The sequence below is a fragment of the Pedobacter sp. ok626 genome (assembly GCF_900100435.1).
In the GTDB taxonomy this organism is placed as follows: Bacteria; Bacteroidota; Bacteroidia; order Sphingobacteriales; family Sphingobacteriaceae; genus Pedobacter.
Genome location: NZ_FNEX01000009.1, coordinates 80093 through 98353, shown reverse-complemented (window position 1 = coordinate 98353; position 18261 = coordinate 80093). Strand labels below are relative to the sequence as shown.

Annotated in this window: 13 protein-coding genes; 9 read left to right on the top strand and 4 right to left on the bottom strand. The window is 39.7% G+C overall.

The features are described from left to right. Positions 1 to 31: 31 nt before the first annotated feature. From BLS35_RS14110 to BLS35_RS14095, 4 genes are all read left to right on the top strand, one after another. Positions 32 to 1366: a TolC family protein gene (locus tag BLS35_RS14110; protein WP_090782346.1), complete on the top strand. Its 1335-nt coding sequence runs from the start codon at positions 32 to 34 to the stop codon at positions 1364 to 1366. Between the two features lie 10 nt (positions 1367 to 1376). Next, positions 1377 to 2423, top strand: a complete 1047-nt coding sequence (locus BLS35_RS14105) for an HlyD family secretion protein (protein ID WP_090782083.1) — start codon at positions 1377 to 1379, stop codon at positions 2421 to 2423. Continuing rightward, positions 2423 to 4015: an MFS transporter gene (locus tag BLS35_RS14100; protein WP_090782081.1), complete on the top strand. Its 1593-nt coding sequence runs from the start codon at positions 2423 to 2425 to the stop codon at positions 4013 to 4015. Before BLS35_RS14105 ends, BLS35_RS14100 begins: the two co-directional genes overlap by 1 nt. 177 nt (positions 4016 to 4192) lie before the next feature. Further along, a complete protein-coding gene (locus BLS35_RS14095) occupies positions 4193 to 5140 on the top strand; it encodes a phytanoyl-CoA dioxygenase family protein (protein ID WP_090782079.1) in 948 nt (315 codons plus the stop codon). 21 nt (positions 5141 to 5161) lie between these two features. On the opposite strand, the gene BLS35_RS14090 is transcribed toward BLS35_RS14095, so the two are convergent. After that, a complete protein-coding gene (locus tag BLS35_RS14090; protein ID WP_090782344.1) occupies positions 5162 to 6007 on the bottom strand; it encodes a GNAT family N-acetyltransferase in 846 nt (281 codons plus the stop codon). Between the two features lie 220 nt (positions 6008 to 6227). Here BLS35_RS14090 and BLS35_RS14085 point away from each other — a divergent pair, with 220 nt between their 5' ends. Next, a complete protein-coding gene (locus tag BLS35_RS14085) occupies positions 6228 to 7859 on the top strand; it encodes a glycoside hydrolase family 43 protein (protein ID WP_090782077.1) in 1632 nt (543 codons plus the stop codon). 104 nt (positions 7860 to 7963) lie between these two features. Then, positions 7964 to 9046: a glycoside hydrolase 5 family protein gene (locus BLS35_RS14080; protein WP_207909167.1), complete on the top strand. Its 1083-nt coding sequence runs from the start codon at positions 7964 to 7966 to the stop codon at positions 9044 to 9046. A 21-nt stretch (positions 9047 to 9067) separates the two neighbouring features. On the opposite strand, the gene BLS35_RS14075 is transcribed toward BLS35_RS14080, so the two are convergent. The 3 genes from BLS35_RS14075 to BLS35_RS14065 are packed head-to-tail and all read right to left on the bottom strand — an operon-like array spanning position 9068 to position 14078. After that, positions 9068 to 10111 (bottom strand): glycoside hydrolase family 43 protein, encoded by a 1044-nt coding sequence (locus BLS35_RS14075; RefSeq protein ID WP_090782074.1) that lies wholly within the window; start codon positions 10109 to 10111, stop codon positions 9068 to 9070. Positions 10112 to 10113: 2 nt separating this feature from the next. Next, entirely contained in the window at positions 10114 to 10908 is a 795-nt protein-coding gene (locus BLS35_RS14070; RefSeq protein WP_254778881.1) for a response regulator transcription factor, read from the bottom strand. Beyond that, a complete protein-coding gene (locus tag BLS35_RS14065; protein WP_090782073.1) occupies positions 10884 to 14078 on the bottom strand; it encodes a sensor histidine kinase in 3195 nt (1064 codons plus the stop codon). Before BLS35_RS14065 ends, BLS35_RS14070 begins: the two co-directional genes overlap by 25 nt. Before the next feature lie 208 nt (positions 14079 to 14286). On the opposite strand from BLS35_RS14065, the gene BLS35_RS14060 reads away from it, so the two are divergent. The 3 genes from BLS35_RS14060 to BLS35_RS14050 are packed head-to-tail and all read left to right on the top strand — an operon-like array spanning position 14287 to position 18255. After that, a complete protein-coding gene (locus BLS35_RS14060) occupies positions 14287 to 15858 on the top strand; it encodes a family 43 glycosylhydrolase (RefSeq protein WP_090782072.1) in 1572 nt (523 codons plus the stop codon). A gap of 6 nt (positions 15859 to 15864) precedes the next feature. Next, on the top strand, positions 15865 to 16998 hold the full coding sequence (locus tag BLS35_RS14055) for a glycoside hydrolase family 130 protein (protein ID WP_090782070.1): 1134 nt from the start codon (positions 15865 to 15867) through the stop codon (positions 16996 to 16998). Between the two features lie 27 nt (positions 16999 to 17025). Then, on the top strand, positions 17026 to 18255 hold the full coding sequence (locus tag BLS35_RS14050) for a glycoside hydrolase family 88/105 protein (protein ID WP_090782068.1): 1230 nt from the start codon (positions 17026 to 17028) through the stop codon (positions 18253 to 18255). Positions 18256 to 18261 lie beyond the last annotated feature (6 nt).

The window sequence follows — 18261 nt, the reverse complement described above, 5'->3', positions numbered from 1 at the left end:
GAAACATAAAACATTTATAAAAAGAAAACCGATGAAACAATATAAAACAGCCCGAGTTTTGAGCATACTGTTACTGCTATTTGCACAATCTATTTATGCACAGCATGTAGCAAACATCCAATCCTTAAGTTTGGAAGAAATATGGAAAGTTGCCGAAACGAATAATCGACAACTGAAACTATCTGATCTCAGTCTTCAGCAAAGTAATTTGGAAGTGTTGGAAGCCAAAGACGGCCTGCTACCAGAACTCTCAGTAGGTGGAGAGGTAAAACTCAATTCCAAGTTTCTGATTTATGACAATGGATTATTCTCGTCTCCACAGGATGTGCCGGTAAAAGGATATGGCTACGGAGTGGGATACAACTTAAACTTTAACCTTTTCAATGGTGGTAAAGACAAAAGGAATATCGTCATGAAAAAGGAAGAAGAGATACGAAAACAATATGAAGTTGATCTACAAAGGCACGGCGTAAAATACAATGTTGCAGTTGCCTATTTCGATTTGTATAAGTTTCTGCACTTCTGTGATTTTCTTGATGCAGAAATTGAAGCAGAAAAAAAACAGCTGACACTAATAGAAAGCCTGCATAAAAACGGCACTGTGCTAAAGAGTGATGTACTGAGAACCTCTGCAAAATTATCGCAACTAGAACTTAGCCTTTCCGATGTTGAAAAAAGGATTGAAATCGCTAAACAACGGCTAAATATATTGATGGGACGTGAAAATGATACTGAGCTAGCAATCAAATACGAAGATACAATTGAATTAAACTCCATCACCGAAGATGACTACAACGATTATGTAGATATAGCTTTTAACAGATCGCCTGAGTACAAAATGGTTAATAGCGACATCAAATGGAGCGAATTGAACATCAAACAGATTAAAGCTACACTATTACCTAAAGTTTCCTTGTACTCTAATTACAATTATACCTATCCGCAGATTTCATTCTATCCGTATTCGAATGACTTATGGGGGTTTGGTCAGACAGGAATTAAGGTACAGTTTTCTATCGATAATCTATATAAGAGCAAACACTCTATTGCTCGTGCACAGGTCGTAGCCGATCAGGCAAAAGAAAAGGCCAACATTAAAAAGGATGAAATCTTTCTTCGGGTAAAAGAAACTTATTTACAGCAACAACAAGCTTTGGAGAGCGTGGAAACGGCAGAGCAAAATATCATTAAAACCACCGAAATCGTACGTGTTATCAGAAGTAGCTATTTAAATCAGGAATCTCTTCTGACCGATCTTTTGGAAGCTGAAAATGCTTTATTGGAAGCCAAATTTAATCTGACAACAGCACAAACAAACGTAAAACTAACGCATATCAGACTACTGGAAATTATAGGAATTCTTTAATACAAACATTATGAACAAAAATAAAACAGATAAAGTTATGATAACCCTTACCAAATGGTTTGGAATCGCACTATTGATTGGAATCATTATTTGGGGAGCAACTTATTTCTTAAAAGGGTATCGCTATGAACAGACCAATGACGCTCAGGTCGATGCCTACTTGTCGCCGATAAACGTAAAAGTAGGTGGCTATATCAATAAAATATATTACAAGGACAATCAGCAGGTTAAAAAAGGTGATACACTTGTTGTGATTGAACTGGATGAGTACGGGCTAAAAAAAGATGCTGCATCAGCAGAACTCATGAGCTCACACGCCAAATTACCCATCTTGGCTGCGAACGAAGAAACGCAACTTAAAAGTATTGAAGTAATAAAGGCACAATTGGCAGGTGCCAAGGCGAGATTGAACCAACAACAAAAAGAATTTGCCCGTTATCAAAATCTACTGGCTGACGAATCTACCACACAACAAAAATTCGATAATGTCAGTGCTTCTTTGTCAATCGTACAATCGGATTATGATCAGGCAAAGGCTTCTTTACAAGTTGCCGAGTCCAAACTTAATGATTTTAGAGCACAGCGTAATGCCATACAGGCGGAAATAAAGATTAAAGAAACGCTTCTTCAAAGACAGGAACTAGACATTCGATATACCGTCATCACTGCACCTTTTGATGGACAAATTGGTAAAAAGACCATTCAGGAAGGACAACTGACACAACCAGGACAAACATTGGCATTTTTGGTAAACAAAGCCGAGGAAAAATGGGTGATGGCAAATTTTAAAGAAACACAGATTAGTAACTTCAAAATCGGACAAGTGGTATCTATTGAAGTCGATGCTTTTCCGAATGAAAAATTCAATGGTACAATCGAATCACTTTCGCCAACCACAGGTTCCCGATATTCATTGCTTCCACCAGATAATGCTACAGGTAATTTTGTCAAAATCACTCAACGTATTCCTGTTAGAATTAAACTTACCGATACGGCTGAAAAATTAGCGAAGCTCTCTGCAGGAATGAATGCAAATGTTTACGTTTTAAAAGATTGATGATGCAAGCACATAAAATACCAATTTTCAAACCATGGGTGTCCGAATGGGTGGCGAGATCCGTCATATTTGCTATTCTGATGGCCTGTCTGTTTAGTTTCGCTTTTTACAGCAGTCCGGTTGCAGCAATGGGGTTTTACGGTATACAACCTACCGATGTACAATATGGTATGGTCGTTATCTATGGTTCCACCGTGGCTTTCCTGGCACTTGATTTTCGTATTGTAAAGTATTTTGCACCAAGAAAATATTTACTGTTAGCAATTGCCGTAAATGCAATATGTTCTGTTATCTGTTTTCATTTCAAAGACTGGACATTGTTTGTTATTTGCCAGTTTTTGCAAGGAATTACCTGTGCATTGATGTCGGGAATTGTATTACAGCTTATCTTTCCACGATTGCTGTCTGTACGTGCCCGTGTGATTGCTTATAGTCTTCTTTACGGTAGTATACAAATCGCTGTGCCGTTTTACTCCATCTATACGAGTATAGTCATTCATTTCTTTGATTTTAACTGGCTATTCTACGGATTTATTATCATACTCATCATCCTGACATTTGTTGTGTTGCTGACAATGGACAGTAAAGCCAGATTTACTAAGAAGTTACCACTCTATCAGGTGGATTGGATAGGCTATCTGTTTTATGTATCTTTTATCTTAATATTGGGATACATCCTTGTATATGGGCGACAATTGGGATGGTTCGATAGTCGATTAATACTTACACTTAGTTTAGTTAATCTGATCATTCTTTCGATTTTTATCATTAGAGAATCAAAACTAAAAAGACCTTTAATCAACTTACAGATCTTTAAGGCAAAGAATTTTGTTATTGGGTTGTTACTGCTTTTTACATTTTACATTTTCAAAGGAAGTACTGGGCTAGCCTATGGTTATCTTGAAGTGATTTTAGGAAATCATCCGTTGAGTACCATTCCGATATGGACTGTTGTAATTTTGGGAACTACGTTAAGTATGTTTATTACCTCCCGATTTGTCTTGATGGGATATAACCTAATAAGGATTATCATTGTTGGTTTTGGCATTATGGCGATGTACTATGCTTATATGATAGTATTTGTTTCTATACAAGGAGAGACAATCGATTTCATTTTACCAATGTTTATTTATGGTGTAGCAACAGGCGTTTTATTTGTTCCGATTGTTTCATTTACCGCTTCATCAGCACCTCCTAAAATTGCAATCAATGCCTCGCTTGTTGGCATATTGGCAAGGTTCACCGGGTTTACAGCAAGTCTAGCACTTAATAATGAACTTCAATTATTTACAAAATCGGGAGTTCGGGAAAAGATTCGGGAAGCAATCACTGAAACTAACCCTCAATTACCTGTTACTTTACTGGATATCCAAAACCAATACATGAATGCAGGTAGCGATATGTATGCGTCAAAAACAATATCCACAGGCTATTTTAATCAAATGGTCAGTCATCAAGTATTGGCTCGTGCTACCCGTGATTATTATGATTTTATGTTAACAGGCATGATTTTCGTAATTGTTATTTTACTTCTCTTACCTCAAATTCAAAATGTTGTTTTGAGATTAAGGAAAGGTGATATTCCTTATTAAATTTTATTATGACAGAAAGATCATATGATATTTTTATCTTTTCAGCTAGTTTTGGGCTCCATGCGTTATTTTCCAGATTTGCTAACAGAATAAACCTTCCAATAAAGAGCTCGGGTTCTGTACCAGCGGGATCACGAGAGCCGCAATGTAAATTGAGCCTTTTTTTATGTTTGAGTAATGAATTCACACGCTTTTTTTTCAGCCTATCGACAACATCATCGTCCGGGAAATACTAATCATCAATCAGGTGAGTACTTTCTGCAAACTGAAAAGGTATTTCTGAATGTCTTTCAGGTGGGGCTTTTTGAAATCTATGATTTTCTATATAACACCTGCAGAGATGACGAACATTTTAGCGCATGGCTTATTGAACTAAAAGGGATGGAGTTTTATGATCGTGCGGTGATTCAGTTTAATGAATGGTATCAATCTGGAAAGCAATTCGCTAATCAGACTTTCCATGCTGTACTTAGTCCGGAGCAACTGGAATTCTGGAATCTGAATGGTTATTTAAAAATCGAAAAAGTTATAGATGCTGAGCGCTGTGATGCCATCGTGCAACACTTGACTGAAGCATTGCAGATCGATCTTGGAGATCCAGCCAGCTGGTATAAGGCTCATCCTGCACTTCAGGGCATGATGCTACAACTTTACCAGGGGCAGGTATTTGATTCACTAAGACAAGACCCGCATGTGAGAAATATATTCGCGAGTTTATACGGTCATGGCGATATACTACCCAATTGTGATAAGGTTAGTTTTAACCCGCCCGTAAACGAATATTATACATTTAAAGGTAGTCCTTTGCACTGGGATATCGATTTTAGCGTCGGCCCCAGATATTATATCCAGGGATTAGTGTATTTGAACGATGTTCCTGCTAACCGTGGACCATTAACGCTTATTCCTGGTTATCATCATCATATTGAAAATATCCTGAGCCAGTTCAGCGATCCCGAAGCTGCTATGCATTCATTAAGAGAAAAGAAACAAGAAATACCAGTTCCCGGACAACAAGGAGATCTTGTTGTTTGGTTGGAATCACTACCTCATGCCGCCAGTCCAAATCATTCTGAATTGCCCAGGTTTGTGCAATACTTAAGTTTTAGCGAGCTAAAAGCATAAAATGGCCATAGGATTTGCAGATTAATTGCACATTCTACTCATCTCGAACTGTGCTATTTTTTCGCGAAGCCCTATAGATTTTAAAAAGCCCAATGTGGAGTCCGCTGTATGATCTACATTATACACATAGACTTCTTGCTGCTCAACAACCTCATTGATATGGGAAAATATTTGACTGCCAATTCCCTGACCTCGATGATCTTTCGCTATAGCGAATTGATTTATTTTTCTTGATGTTGGATTAAATATTGCATAACCTACCAATAGATCATTCATGTAAGCTCCTATAACACGACAGTTCTCTTTGCTGTTTTCCAATGTCTGAATAGCATTTTGCCAGGAGGGAAGGATATCCCAGAAAGAAGTAAATTCGGACCAGCTAAAGCTATCAAGTTCTTTCAATGTGGCTGCCGTGCTATTTTTTTTGATATGAGGTTTTCCACTATAACAGTCTAATTTTCTGGCAACAGTGTATCCCATTTTTTCATACGCCTTTATTGCAGAATGGTTTCCCGTTATCACTTCCAGTACCATTTTCTTTACTTTTAGTTTTTTTAATTCAGGTAGCAAAGAGTCATACATCTTAGCCACTAAACCTTTCCCGCGATAGTCCGGAATTACTCCTGTAGCTGCATTGTACACCATTAGTCCGTCATCTGTAGCCCGTATTCCATGTAACATACAGGCCACCATTTTATCTGCATCAAACACTCCTGTGGATAATGTCAGTTTGACATCCTCTGATTCAATTTTAGCCTTCAATATTTCCAGGGTCCACTTCAAGGGTACGATATAATCCGAAAATGCTAAATTGATAACCGACAACAATTTTTCCAGTCCTATTTGTTCTAAATTTCTTACTTCCATTTTGATCCTGTTTATATTTCCTGGGTCAGGATTCGCTAAAATAGAAACTAATAGCAAAGCGAACAAAAGTACTGCTTTACCTTATGTCATAAACTGAGACAAATCAGCAAAAAGATGATCAGATTTTACAAAATTGATTGGTTTACTTTGGACAGAAACCAAATTATAACGTCCTGCAAAGACCTGAATTCTGCAATGCTGAATTCAGTGTTAAAAAACTATGAGAAATTACAGATTGAACTACGCAACCTTCTATCTATTATTGGGTTTAACGTTGCTTTCTTGCGGCATTAATAAAAAGGAGGCCTCAAGAACGACAGACATCCCTATTGATACACCCTTTGTTAATCCGGCTTTACCAGGCGATAATCCTGATCCTTCCATCATAAGAGTGGGACAAGTCTATTATGCCAGCTCTACAACTAACGAATGGGCACCCTATTTCACCATTTACAAATCGACCAACCTCAAGGATTGGAAATTAGTGAATCATGTATTTCCAAACGGCTTCAAAGACATGAAGAATCAATGGGGGGAAAATAATTTTTGGGCATCAGAGCTGGCTTATGATGCGAAACAAAATCGCATTTATGCTTACTATACTGCTCATAATCGCGAAGTAAAAGGGAATCCTGGCTTGCAGTGTGGTGTTGCCTGGATAGATGCGGATCAAATTGAATCTGGAAAATTTAATGATAATGGTCCTGTGATCATAGAAGAGGATTGTGGTGCTATAGATGCTTTTGAATTACAAGACGGTGGTAAAATCTATGCCTTCTGGAAAAACGATGGCAATGGTTGTGGGAAAGAAAGCTGGATATGGATGCAGGAAATCAATGAAAGTCGTACAAAATTATTAGGTAAAAAAAAGAAGACCTATACAAACAGTCAACCATGGGAAACGGCCCTGGTAGAAGGTTCTTGCTTTTTTAAAATGGGAGCGTACATCTATAGCCTTTATTCAGTTGGTGGCTGCTGCGATTTCAAGTGTAATTATAAAACAGGCATAGCCAGAACCAAAAGTCTGGCAAGTGGAGTCTGGGAGAAATACGATAAAAACCCAATTATGGTCGGCAATGACAGGTGGAAATGTCCTGGTCATGGTACTGTGGTTCAGTCGTCCGACAATAGGTTGTTCATGCTGTACCACGCCTTTAATAAAAACTATGATGTCTTTGTCGGTCGCGAAGGTATCATCGAAGAACTAAAGCAGGGAGCCGACGGGTGGCCAGTGCTTCATAATGCAACAGTAGCGAACCGGCCAAAAGCAGACCTTGATTTTTTCGATGATTTTCAAAAAGATAAAAAGCTAAATCTGGTTTGGCAATGGCCCTCAAAACTAGAAAGGCCAGCAATGATTTTTAAAAATGGCCTGAGACTGAATGCTTCAGTGGATAATCATGACTTGGGCACTTTCCTTGGGCAATACATTAAATCAGTAGATTTCGACATCATTGCTGAAGTTGAAACTGGTACTGCATTAACAGGAATCTCGTTGGGAGGAGCGATCGCGAAAAGTAAATGGCCGGGTGAGTTGGGCGGGATTGGCATTACGGCCTCTAAAAATGGGTATGCTGTTTTCAGCAATTTAGATGGAAAATATACTGTGCTTAAGCAATCAAATGAATCATTGTCGGGCTCAAGAAAATTAAGAATGAAAATTAGTAAGGGTGGGAAGTTAATAGACCTGTTTTATAAGAATGCTGCATCCGACTGGTTGAAGTTTCATAGCCTGGAATTTAACGCAGCCAAATATGTCCCCTGGGGAATGGGGTATAGGGCAGGCATTGTTGTTAAAGGTCAACCCTCAGAAAAAGGAGTTTTTAAAAGTTTTGAATTGAAAAATAATTAGAAGTTCGGCTGGGAGTCGAAAAACTGAGACAAATCGACTAAAAAATGAATAGTTTTTGTAAGATGGATTGGTTTACTTTGGTAGAAACAACCAAATAAATCTGCATGAAAATTAAAATCTTTCTTCTAATCATCACGGGCTTAACTTTTAATGTCGGCTCTTTTGCTCAAGTGAAAACAATTGCTCCAGAAAAAGTATGGTCGGCCGCAAAAGCCAATGACTGGTATAAAAAACAACCTTATCTGGTTGGCGCTAACTATATACCAGCAAATGCCATAAATCAATTGGAAATGTGGCAGGCAGATACTTTTGATCCGGCCACTATAGATAAAGAACTGGGTTGGGCAGAAGGTATCGGGATGAAGACCATGCGGGTATTTTTGCATAGTCTGGCTTATAAAGCGGATCCGAAGGGCTTTAAAGTACGGATTAACGAGTTTCTGTCAATTGCAGATAAACATCATATAAAGCCGATGTTCGTGTTTTTTGATGATTGCTGGAATAAAGTGCCAAAAGTTGGCAAACAGCCAGAGAAAAAGATAGGGATACACAATTCTGGCTGGATGCAAGATCCTGGAGATCCAGCTTACAAAGAGCCCGCAAACTATCCGGCTTTGGAGATTTACGTAAAAGATGTCCTAAAGTCCTTTTCGCACGACAAACGGATATTGTTATGGGATCTTTACAATGAACCGGGAAATAGCGGCAAAGTTGGTTCTAGTATGACTTTACTGAGCAAGATATTTACCTGGGCCCGTGAAGTCAATCCTGAGCAGCCGATAACTGCTGGCCTTTGGAACTGGGGAGAACAGTTTAATGGATTAAACAGGTTTCAGCTGGCCAATTCTGATGTGATTTCATACCATTGCTATGATAATCCCGAACTGCATTCACGTACCATTGAATTGTTTAAGTTGTACGGAAAACCATTGATCTGTACCGAATATATGGCCCGTACACGTAACAGCACTTTTGTTAACTCTTTACCTGTACTTAAAAAACACAATGTAGCTGCCATAAACTGGGGTTTTGTGGATGGGAAAACCAATACAAAATATGCCTGGGATACGCCAATGGCTGGTGGTGGGGAACCTGCGCTGTGGTTTCATGAAATTTTTAGAGCAGATGGAACTCCTTATAAAAAGGAAGAAACTGACGTCATCAAGAAAGTGACCGACGCTAAATAATAATTTCTGGTAACAAGGCTTCTATTTGCTCGTGGAAGGCACAGGAATTTGTACATTGGTTGCCAAAGGAATCCCGAAATTCGGGGTTCCATCGCCATTCCAGGTAAAGCGTTGCATTCTCGGTGAGCGTTTGCCGCCGCAACCTTGTCCTGGCGCAGAATTGGCATGGTAGAGTATCCAGTCTTGTTTTCCATCGGCTGATTTGAAAAAAGAATTGTGTCCGGTAGCATAAACTCCATTTTCTGCCGATGACTTAAATACTGGTTGGGCTGATTTGATCCAGCTTGAAGCTTTCATCGGATCTGCATCAATATTAGCAGTCAGCATCCCCAGCGCATAGTAATCCGTCCAGCATCCACTTGCAGAATAAATGACAAACATCTTTTTACCTCTAGTAAGAAACTGTGGTCCCTCGTTTACATTTACATGAGGCGGGTTGTTATGCTTACCCAAATCCCCGTATTTTTCCCAGTCGTAATCAGATCCCGAAATTTTTACCCGGTTCCCGGTGATCGTCCATGGATTTTTCATTTTAGCAATATAGATGTTCTGTTGTCCATTCTCGTTTCCTTCCCATCCCGACCACATCATATATAAGTTTCCTGTATGCTCAAATAGATTGCCGTCAATCGCCCATTTATTGCTTGGGTCGGTGATTTGACCTTTGAATACCCATTTACCCTCAGTAGGATCCTCTGAACTATTTTCAATTACATAAAGTCGGTGATGCTTATTATCACCATCATCAGCTGAAAAATACATATACCATTTTTGTTGAATGTAATGTAATTCAGGTGCCCATAATTGTTTGGAATAGGACTTACCTGTGGGCGGGATCCATATCACTTTGCGAGATGTATTGCGCAAATCAACCATACTTTTAGATTTCCAAATGGCTAGATCTTTCCCGGTTGTCTGCGTGTAATAATAATAGCCCTTGTTGAAGATCACCCAGGGATCGGCTCCGGCTGGCAGAATGGGGTTTGTGAATGTCTTTTCAGTGTTGATTTGTGCGTTTGCAGAGGCCCCAAAGAAAAGGAGGAATAGCAAAGTCAGTTTGTTCATTTTTAAGTGTTGATTGCTTTACTCAACGAATTGATGTATTCAAGAGGAGTAACATTAAAATATTTCTGGAAATTTTTGTTAAAGTGGCTTTGACTGCTGTAACCCACTGCTTTAGCGATCTCGAACAAGGTGAATTCGTTTTGCGCAATTAGTCGCGTGGCCTTTTTAAGGCGGGTAATGTCGATCAGCTCCTTTGGGGATAAGGAGGAAAGAGATTTTATTTTGCGATAAAAGGTAGGTCGACTCATGTTCATATGATCAGCAAGCTGATCAATATCAATATTAGGATCTTTAATGTTTTTACGGATGTACTCATCCAACTTTTTTAGAAAGGCTTCGTCGGTTTTTGAATGCGCCATTACACGGACATCTTCGAAGGGCGAGCTTGCGAAATGGGTTTTTATATTTAAACGATTTTTCAGCAAATTGGCTATTTGCAGCTGCAACAACTCAGGAGAAAAGGGTTTTTGAATATAAAGATCCGCACCAACCTCCAGGCTCTCAATATGAGCCTGATAGGTATTTTTGGCCGTCAGCAGCACGACTGGGATGTGACAATATTCAACATTTGATTTTACCAGCCGACAAACCTCGAAACCGTCTATTCCGGGCATCATAATGTCTGATACAATCAGGTCTACGACTTCGGTATTTAAAATATTTTGTGCGATTTCGCCATTTTCGGCCAAATGCAATTTGTAAGTGTCGCCCAGAACTTCTGATAAAAATTCTAAGATATCCTCGTTGTCATCTATAATTAGAACATTGTCGGTCATACTTGTTTTATCTTTTTCCAACTACTTAATTTAAATTCAAACTTTTGACGTACAGGTAAAGTTAATTCGAAAATTACTCTATCCGTGCTGCACGATACTAATTTTAGCGAGCCATTGTGTAATTCTGTCAAGGATTTGGCTAGTGGAAGGCCAATCCCAGTGCCTGGTTTATCTTTGCTATGCAATCTAAAAAATGGTTCAAATATTTTATCCTTGAACTCATCAGGTATACCCTTACCATCGTTACTAAACCTAATGATAAATTGCTCGTCTGTGGGTTGAACAGGGGCTAAGCTCACCCTGGCTGTACTTGTTGCATATTTGATGGCGTTTGAGATCAGGTTACTGCAGATCTTTACCAAAGCCTCTGGATCGGCGAAGACGATAACATGACTTTTTGGGAGGTCGATATGTAATGAAATATTATTTTTTTCGGCTTCTGGCCTAAACACTGCAATTTGTTCGTTTAACAAACGACTTACGTCCGTATTGACAAAATTTAAGCCAAATTGGTTCATTTCAGTTTTACGAAAATCAAGGAGCTGACTGGTTAGTTCAGCTAAACGTTTGGCATTTTTTTCGACCATCAGCAGGCTTTTTTTAATAGCCTCTTGTTCCGCTGTCTTTTTAATCATCCGCTCAACCGGACCTAAGATCAGGGTCAACGGAGTTTGTATCTCATGGGCGATATTGGTAAAAAACTCAATCTTGGCCTGGTAAATCTCTTTTTCCTTCTCGTGTTCAAATAGCTGCAGCTTATTCTGATTCCTACGTTCCAGATAACGATGATAATAACGTATTAACCAGAACAAGCTGATCGCTAATATAAGCAAGTAGCAGAAATAAGCGGGGTAACTTTTCCAAAAGGGAGGGCGGATTTTAATAAAAAGAAGCCGCTCTTTACCTGTCCAACTGCCTATATTGCTTTTGGCCCGAACTATAAATGTATAGTTGCCAGCTGATAGGTCGGTAAAATAGGCTTTGCGGTTACTGCTAAGGTATGTCCTGTTTTTATCGAGGCCCTCCATTAGGTATTCGTATCGAGTAACCTCTGGTGAGGAGTAATTTAGGGCTGCAAACTCTATACTGAAATTATTTTGGTCGTGTGCAAGTACGATGGTATCCGTATATAGAATGGATTTGTGGAGTGGACTATTGTCCATTCCGGGAATGATCTCTTTATTGTTGATCTGGAAGCCTGTTATGTAAGTTGAGGATCTGGTATCTTTTTGTCCAAATTCTTTTGGGTCAAAAGCAATCATTCCTTTAACAGATCCGAAATACATTTTGCCATTGCCATCTTTATAGGCTGAGCTGAAATTGAACTGATCGGTAATTAATCCGTTGGATTGTGTATAAATTTTGCTTTGTTCCGTACGCATATCAAAACAGATCAAACCTTTGAGTGAACTAATCCAGAGATGTTTGGAGTCATCTTCCAACATTCGGAACAGGACATTACTGGGCAGGCCGTTATCGGTAGTGAATTTTTTTAAAGTCTTCCTGTCTGGACTTAACCGGATCATGCCGCCGCCCTCGGTAGTAAACCACATCGCATGATCACTGTCTTCCAATATACCATAGACAGGAAACTCGTTTACGATTTTGTCTTTGATCTTATCTCCAAAGCGGATGTTGCCACGTTTGCCAGTTTTAGGATGGTAATAAAATGCTCCCTGTGTTACGCTACCGGTCCAGATATTCCCTTTTTCATCTTCTTTAATATCAAAAACATACGAGTTATAAGGGATTTGTTGGATACGAGTAAATGTTTTGCGCTTCCTATCATAGGTAAATAAGCCAGAGCCATTATAAGCTGTCCCAATAAGTAAGGTGCTATCCTTTGTAAGATAGATGGACAGCACAAAATCACTAACTTGGTCACCTTTATCGCCAATGAGCTTAAAACGCTCCTTTATTAAGCCGGTGTTCATATCCATTATTTCCATCCCATGTAAAAATGGTCCTATGAACAATTGATTATCTAAAGCTAGTAATCCATGTATATTAGGATAGGAAACATCTCCTTTTTTTCCAGTTGAAGTATAATTGGTAAACCTTCTGGTTTTTAAGTTGAACTTATTAAAGCCGGCATCTTCAGTTCCAATCCAGAGGTTGCCCTTATTGTCTGAACATATCTCCCGTACTGCGCTGCCTGAAATGGAGTTGGTACCGAGTAGGGGGTAATATTTTTCGAATCTTGCATTCTCCTTTGAGTAGTAATTTAATCCTCCAAAAAAGGTACCAGCCCACATCCCGCCCTGGTTATCCCGGCATATCGTGTAAACCGCGTTATCTGAAATAGAATATGGATCGCCTGCCCGTTTGCGTAAGTTGCGGCTGGTATTGGTTGCTAAATTGTAAATAAAAATGCCGGATTCGGTAGCCACCCAATATTCCTGATTGCTGCCAGCGGTAATATCTCGTACATATATATCGGTATTATCTTTGCTAAATAGGGGAAGAGACTTGATTAATCCGGTTTTAGTATTGTAACTTTTTAAGCCTTGTTTAAAGCAGCCCACTAACAGTTCACTATCCCTAATAGGGAATATTTTGCTGATAGACCGTAAATTTCCTGGGACGTTTTGATCAATGATTCTAACACTGCTCCTTATTTTGTTCCGGAGATTATAGGTAATTATCAGGCCATCATCATTGCCGATCCTCAAATTCATGTTGCTATCGATAGCTAAGCAGGAGGCCTGCATTTTCAAGTCCAGGACTCTATTTTCTTTTTGGATGTATTGGTATAGGTTTCTTTCTGCTATAAAGAATAAGTTGTTTTGATCATCAATTAAAATTTGGTTGATGTAAATTTGCGGTGCGATTTCAAGTGGCGTAAAAACTTCCTTATAAGGATCATATTTAAAGATTCCGGCGCCTGTACCGATCCATAGCATACCGTTTTTATCCTGGATAATCGTGGTTATAAGGTTATTTCCAATATTGCCAAATTTGTTTTTTTCGTTTTTGTAGGTTTTAAAGCTGTAACCATCAAAGCGATTTAACCCACCGCGGGTACCGATCCATATTAAGCCCTTCCTATCCTGAATGATTGAGGTTACAGAATTATGTGCTAAGCCATCATCAGCCTGATAATGTTTAAAATAATAAGATTGACCCTCGCAGGTAAAAACTGCAAAAAATAGCATCACTTGAAAAAAAGCAAATGAAAGTATGGCGCGCATAGTTTGGTTTGGTCAACTATAAATATATATATAATATGCTTTCCATGAAGTGTGAGATTGTCGTTTTGAGACAAATCGACAAAAAGATGAACAGATATTACAGTCTCCATTCCTTTTCTTTGAAAGAATTAACCAATTATAAACCGTACTGCGGATTGTCTTTTTTCTGGCAAATGAATGTGCCTATGCAGTATATAGAATTTCATTTATGAGAATTAAATCTTTCACTAAACTGACTGCCACGATTCTATTATTACTGGCAGCTTGTCAAAAAGAAGTATCAAATGTTGCGATTGACGGCGATGAAATGGCTGTGAAGAAAATGGATATGGTCATTGCCGCTGCTCCGCCATTGGGGACGCTGATTGATGGGGCCACTTATCGTATCAGAGGTGTGTCCTCCAACGTTTCCGGTGGACCAGTGGTAGAGGTAACAGGTAATTCCAGCGCTGAAAATGCAAAGATTCAGCAGTGGCCCTGGTTTCCCAATAATGGCCAGAAATGGAAATTGCTTAAAATTGATGCTACCTACTATAAATTAGTCAATGTAACGAGCAATAAGTGCCTGGAATCACCCTCCTCAACTTCAGGTGACATTTTGCAGCAGGCTACCGATTCCGGGACTGATGCGCAAAGCTGGTCCATTGCCTATACTGGCAGCAACAACATATTTTCACTGACTAATAAAGCTACGGGGATGAAAATGGTGGTAGATCCTGAAAACAACACGCCCGGAACAAAAATAAGGCAAAAGAGTACCATCTCAGGTACACAAGACCTGTTCAATTTCCATAACGTCAACTTTCAAAATCCTCTGATTGAAGCCAGCAGGCCAGATCCATATGTCGCAGAAAAGGACGGTTATTATTATTTCATGTACACCAGGGGGAATAAGATTGGTCTTAGGAAAACCACTTCCATGTCTTTGCTCTCCACGGCTACTGAAAGCGTAGTCTGGACTCCACCCACTGGGACAGCATATTCTTCTAACATATGGGCGCCAGAACTACACTTTCTTTCTGGAAAATGGTACATCTATTTTGCCGCTAATGATGGTACCGGAGATACCCACCGTATGTATGTATTAGAAAATGCCAATGCAGACCCGATGACTGGAACCTGGACCTTTAAGGGGAAGATATTTGATTCCAGCGATCAGTGGGCTATTGATGGTTCGGTACTGACAATAGGATCAACCAATTATTTTATCTGGTCTGGATGGGAAAGCACTGCCAGCAGGTATAAGCAATACCTTTATCTGGCTACAATGTCAGATCCATGGACCATCAGTGGGCCAAGAATCAAAATATCATCACCAACAAATACCTGGGAGAAACATGAACCCAGTTCTATAGGTGCGGGTGTGAACGAAGGACCGATTATGTTGCAGAGAGACGCCAGCAGTCCGGTATTTATTATCTATTCTGCCAGTCGCTATAGTAGCGACGATTATTGTCTGGGACAAATACAATTGAAAAGTGGGGGCGATCCTACAGTCGCTGCCGACTGGATCAATAAGAAACAGGTTTTCGTAAGAAATGATGTCAATGCGGTATACGGGCCAGGGCACAACGGCTTTTTTACCAGTAGTTATACTGATCCGAATGGGGTAGTCAAAAAAGAAAATTGGTTTATATACCATGCGAGAAGTGTCCCTAATGTTACGAACGGAGCCAGAAGCCCAAGAATGCAGAAGATTAGCTGGAACCTTGATGGTTCACCGAATTTCGGTGTAGCCACAGCAACCGGGGTAGATATTACTGTTCCTGTAGGTGAATAATAAAATATGAGAACAAGACATTTTCTATTCCTAAGCCTGATATTGGCATTTGGTACTAATATCAGTAGCTCAGCCCAAGATAAAAATGAACTTCCCGATTGGGCAATGGGCGGCTTTGTGAGGCCAAAAGGTGCCAATCCTATAATCTCTGCAGATTCAAACACGATGTTCTTGGATCCAATGACCAATTCTAAAATTCATTGGCAAGCCAACGACACCTTTAATCCTGGATCTGCAGTTAAAGATGGAAAAGTAGTGGTCCTTTATCGATCAGAGGACAAAAGCGGGATTAAGATTGGCAGCCGTACCTCGAGACTTGGTTATGCCGTTAGTAAGGATGGCCTGAATTTTAAGCGTAAAACTGAACCTGTTCTTTATCCTGATCATGATGATCAAAAAGAATTTGAATGGCCTGGCGGATGTGAAGATCCTCGAATCGCAGTAACTGAAGATGGAACTTACCTCATGCTGTATACGCAATGGAACCGAAAGATACCAAGATTGGGCGCTGCAACTTCAAAAGACTTGATCAATTGGACAAAACATGGCCCAATATTTCAGGATGCTTATGAAGGGAAATTTCTTAACATCGCTACAAAATCTGCTTCCATTTTAACGCAGGTTAAAGGAGCTAAACAAGTTATCGTTAAATCCAATGGGCAATATTTCATGTATTGGGGTGAAAGGCATGTATATGCTGCAACCTCGTCAAATCTTGTGGACTGGAAACCGCTGGTAGATGCGCAGGGAGAATTATTGAAACTGGCATCACCACGAAGAGGCTTTTTTGATAGCGATATGACCGAATGTGGTCCGCCGGCAATAATGACTGAAAAGGGAATTGTTCTACTTTATAATGGTAGAAACAATGCTGGTGACCGAGGTGATAAGCGATATAACGGAGGTGCTTACTGTGCGGGTCAAATGCTGTTTGATAAAGCTGATCCAACCAAGTTATTGGCCCGTCTTGATGTTCCTTTCTTTAGACCTATGGAATCCTTTGAAAAAAGTGGGCAATACCGCGACGGCACCGTATTTATTGAAGGTATGGCCTGGTTTAAGAATAAATGGTTTCTCTATTATGGTTGCGCCGATTCGAGAGTTGGCGTAGCCATATATAAGCCCGTTAAACCTCAATAGAATATTACACAACAAACAAATGAAAATATGAAAAAAAACACACTATTAATTCTTTTAACTATTTACACGCTTTTTAGTCAAGCTCAACCTAGTAGTAAGCCCGAAGATGTGATACGTCGCGTAGCCAATAATGTTATCGATAATACATCATATCAGTTTAAAAATTTAAAAACGGGTGTTAAGTATCCCTCAACTAAAGGGCTGGAAAGTATGCCGGACCTTAGAGCCGAAAGTCCTTACAATAAATGGTATTACCCTATGGGTGTATTGGCCGTAAGCATGGTACAGTTAAGCAACGTTACCGGTGAAGCCAAGTATGCTGATTATGCTGCACGTAACTATGATTTTGTATTCAGCAACAGCGCTTACTTTGAAAAACTTTATAAGGAAAATGTGAGGACGGAGTGGTCGCCGCTTTTTGCAATGAACGAACTTGATGCCTGCGGGGCATTGGCCGCCGGTTTAGCCGATGTGAATTTGACCGCAAAACGTGCCGATTATACGGCATATCTAAAACGCGCAACGGATTATGTTAGCACTAAACAAGTGAGATTGGCAGATCGGACACTTGTGCGCCCTGGCCCAAGAAAGATGACCTTATGGGCAGATGATCTATATATGAGTGTTCCTCTACTTGCACGCATGGGAAAAATTACCGGTGATCAGCAATATTTTGATGATGCCATTATGCAGGTGGATAATTTTAACAATTATCTATATGATAGTGCCAGCGGTCTCTTTATTCACTGCTATTATACAGATGTAAACAAGCAGGGGGTAGCTCGTTGGGGCCGTTGTAATGGATGGCTTGCTTTAGCACAAACGGATTTGATTGCAGCACTACCTGCCGAGCATCCGAAACGTAAACATTTGATTGATTTGCTTTTGCGCCAAATCGTTGGTTTTGCGCGTTACCAGGATGTATCTGGACTATGGAATCAGGTATTGGATAAAAAGGACTCCTATCTTGAGACTTCAGCTACCGCTATGTTTACCTATGCAGTAGCCAAAGCCGTAAACGAGGGATGGATACCTAAATCTTACATCAGCATTGCTAAAGAAGGTTGGAAAGGTGTAGCCTCAAAAGTAGATCAGCAGGGTGGGATATTTGACATCTGTATCGGTACAGGTATCTCGGATGCGGTGAGTTTTTATTACAATAGGCCAGTTCCTTACAATGATGTACATGGTATTGGTCCGGTAATTATGGCTGGTGCCGAAATGGTAAAATACAATAAAGCTAATCCGGCTAAATAAAAAATG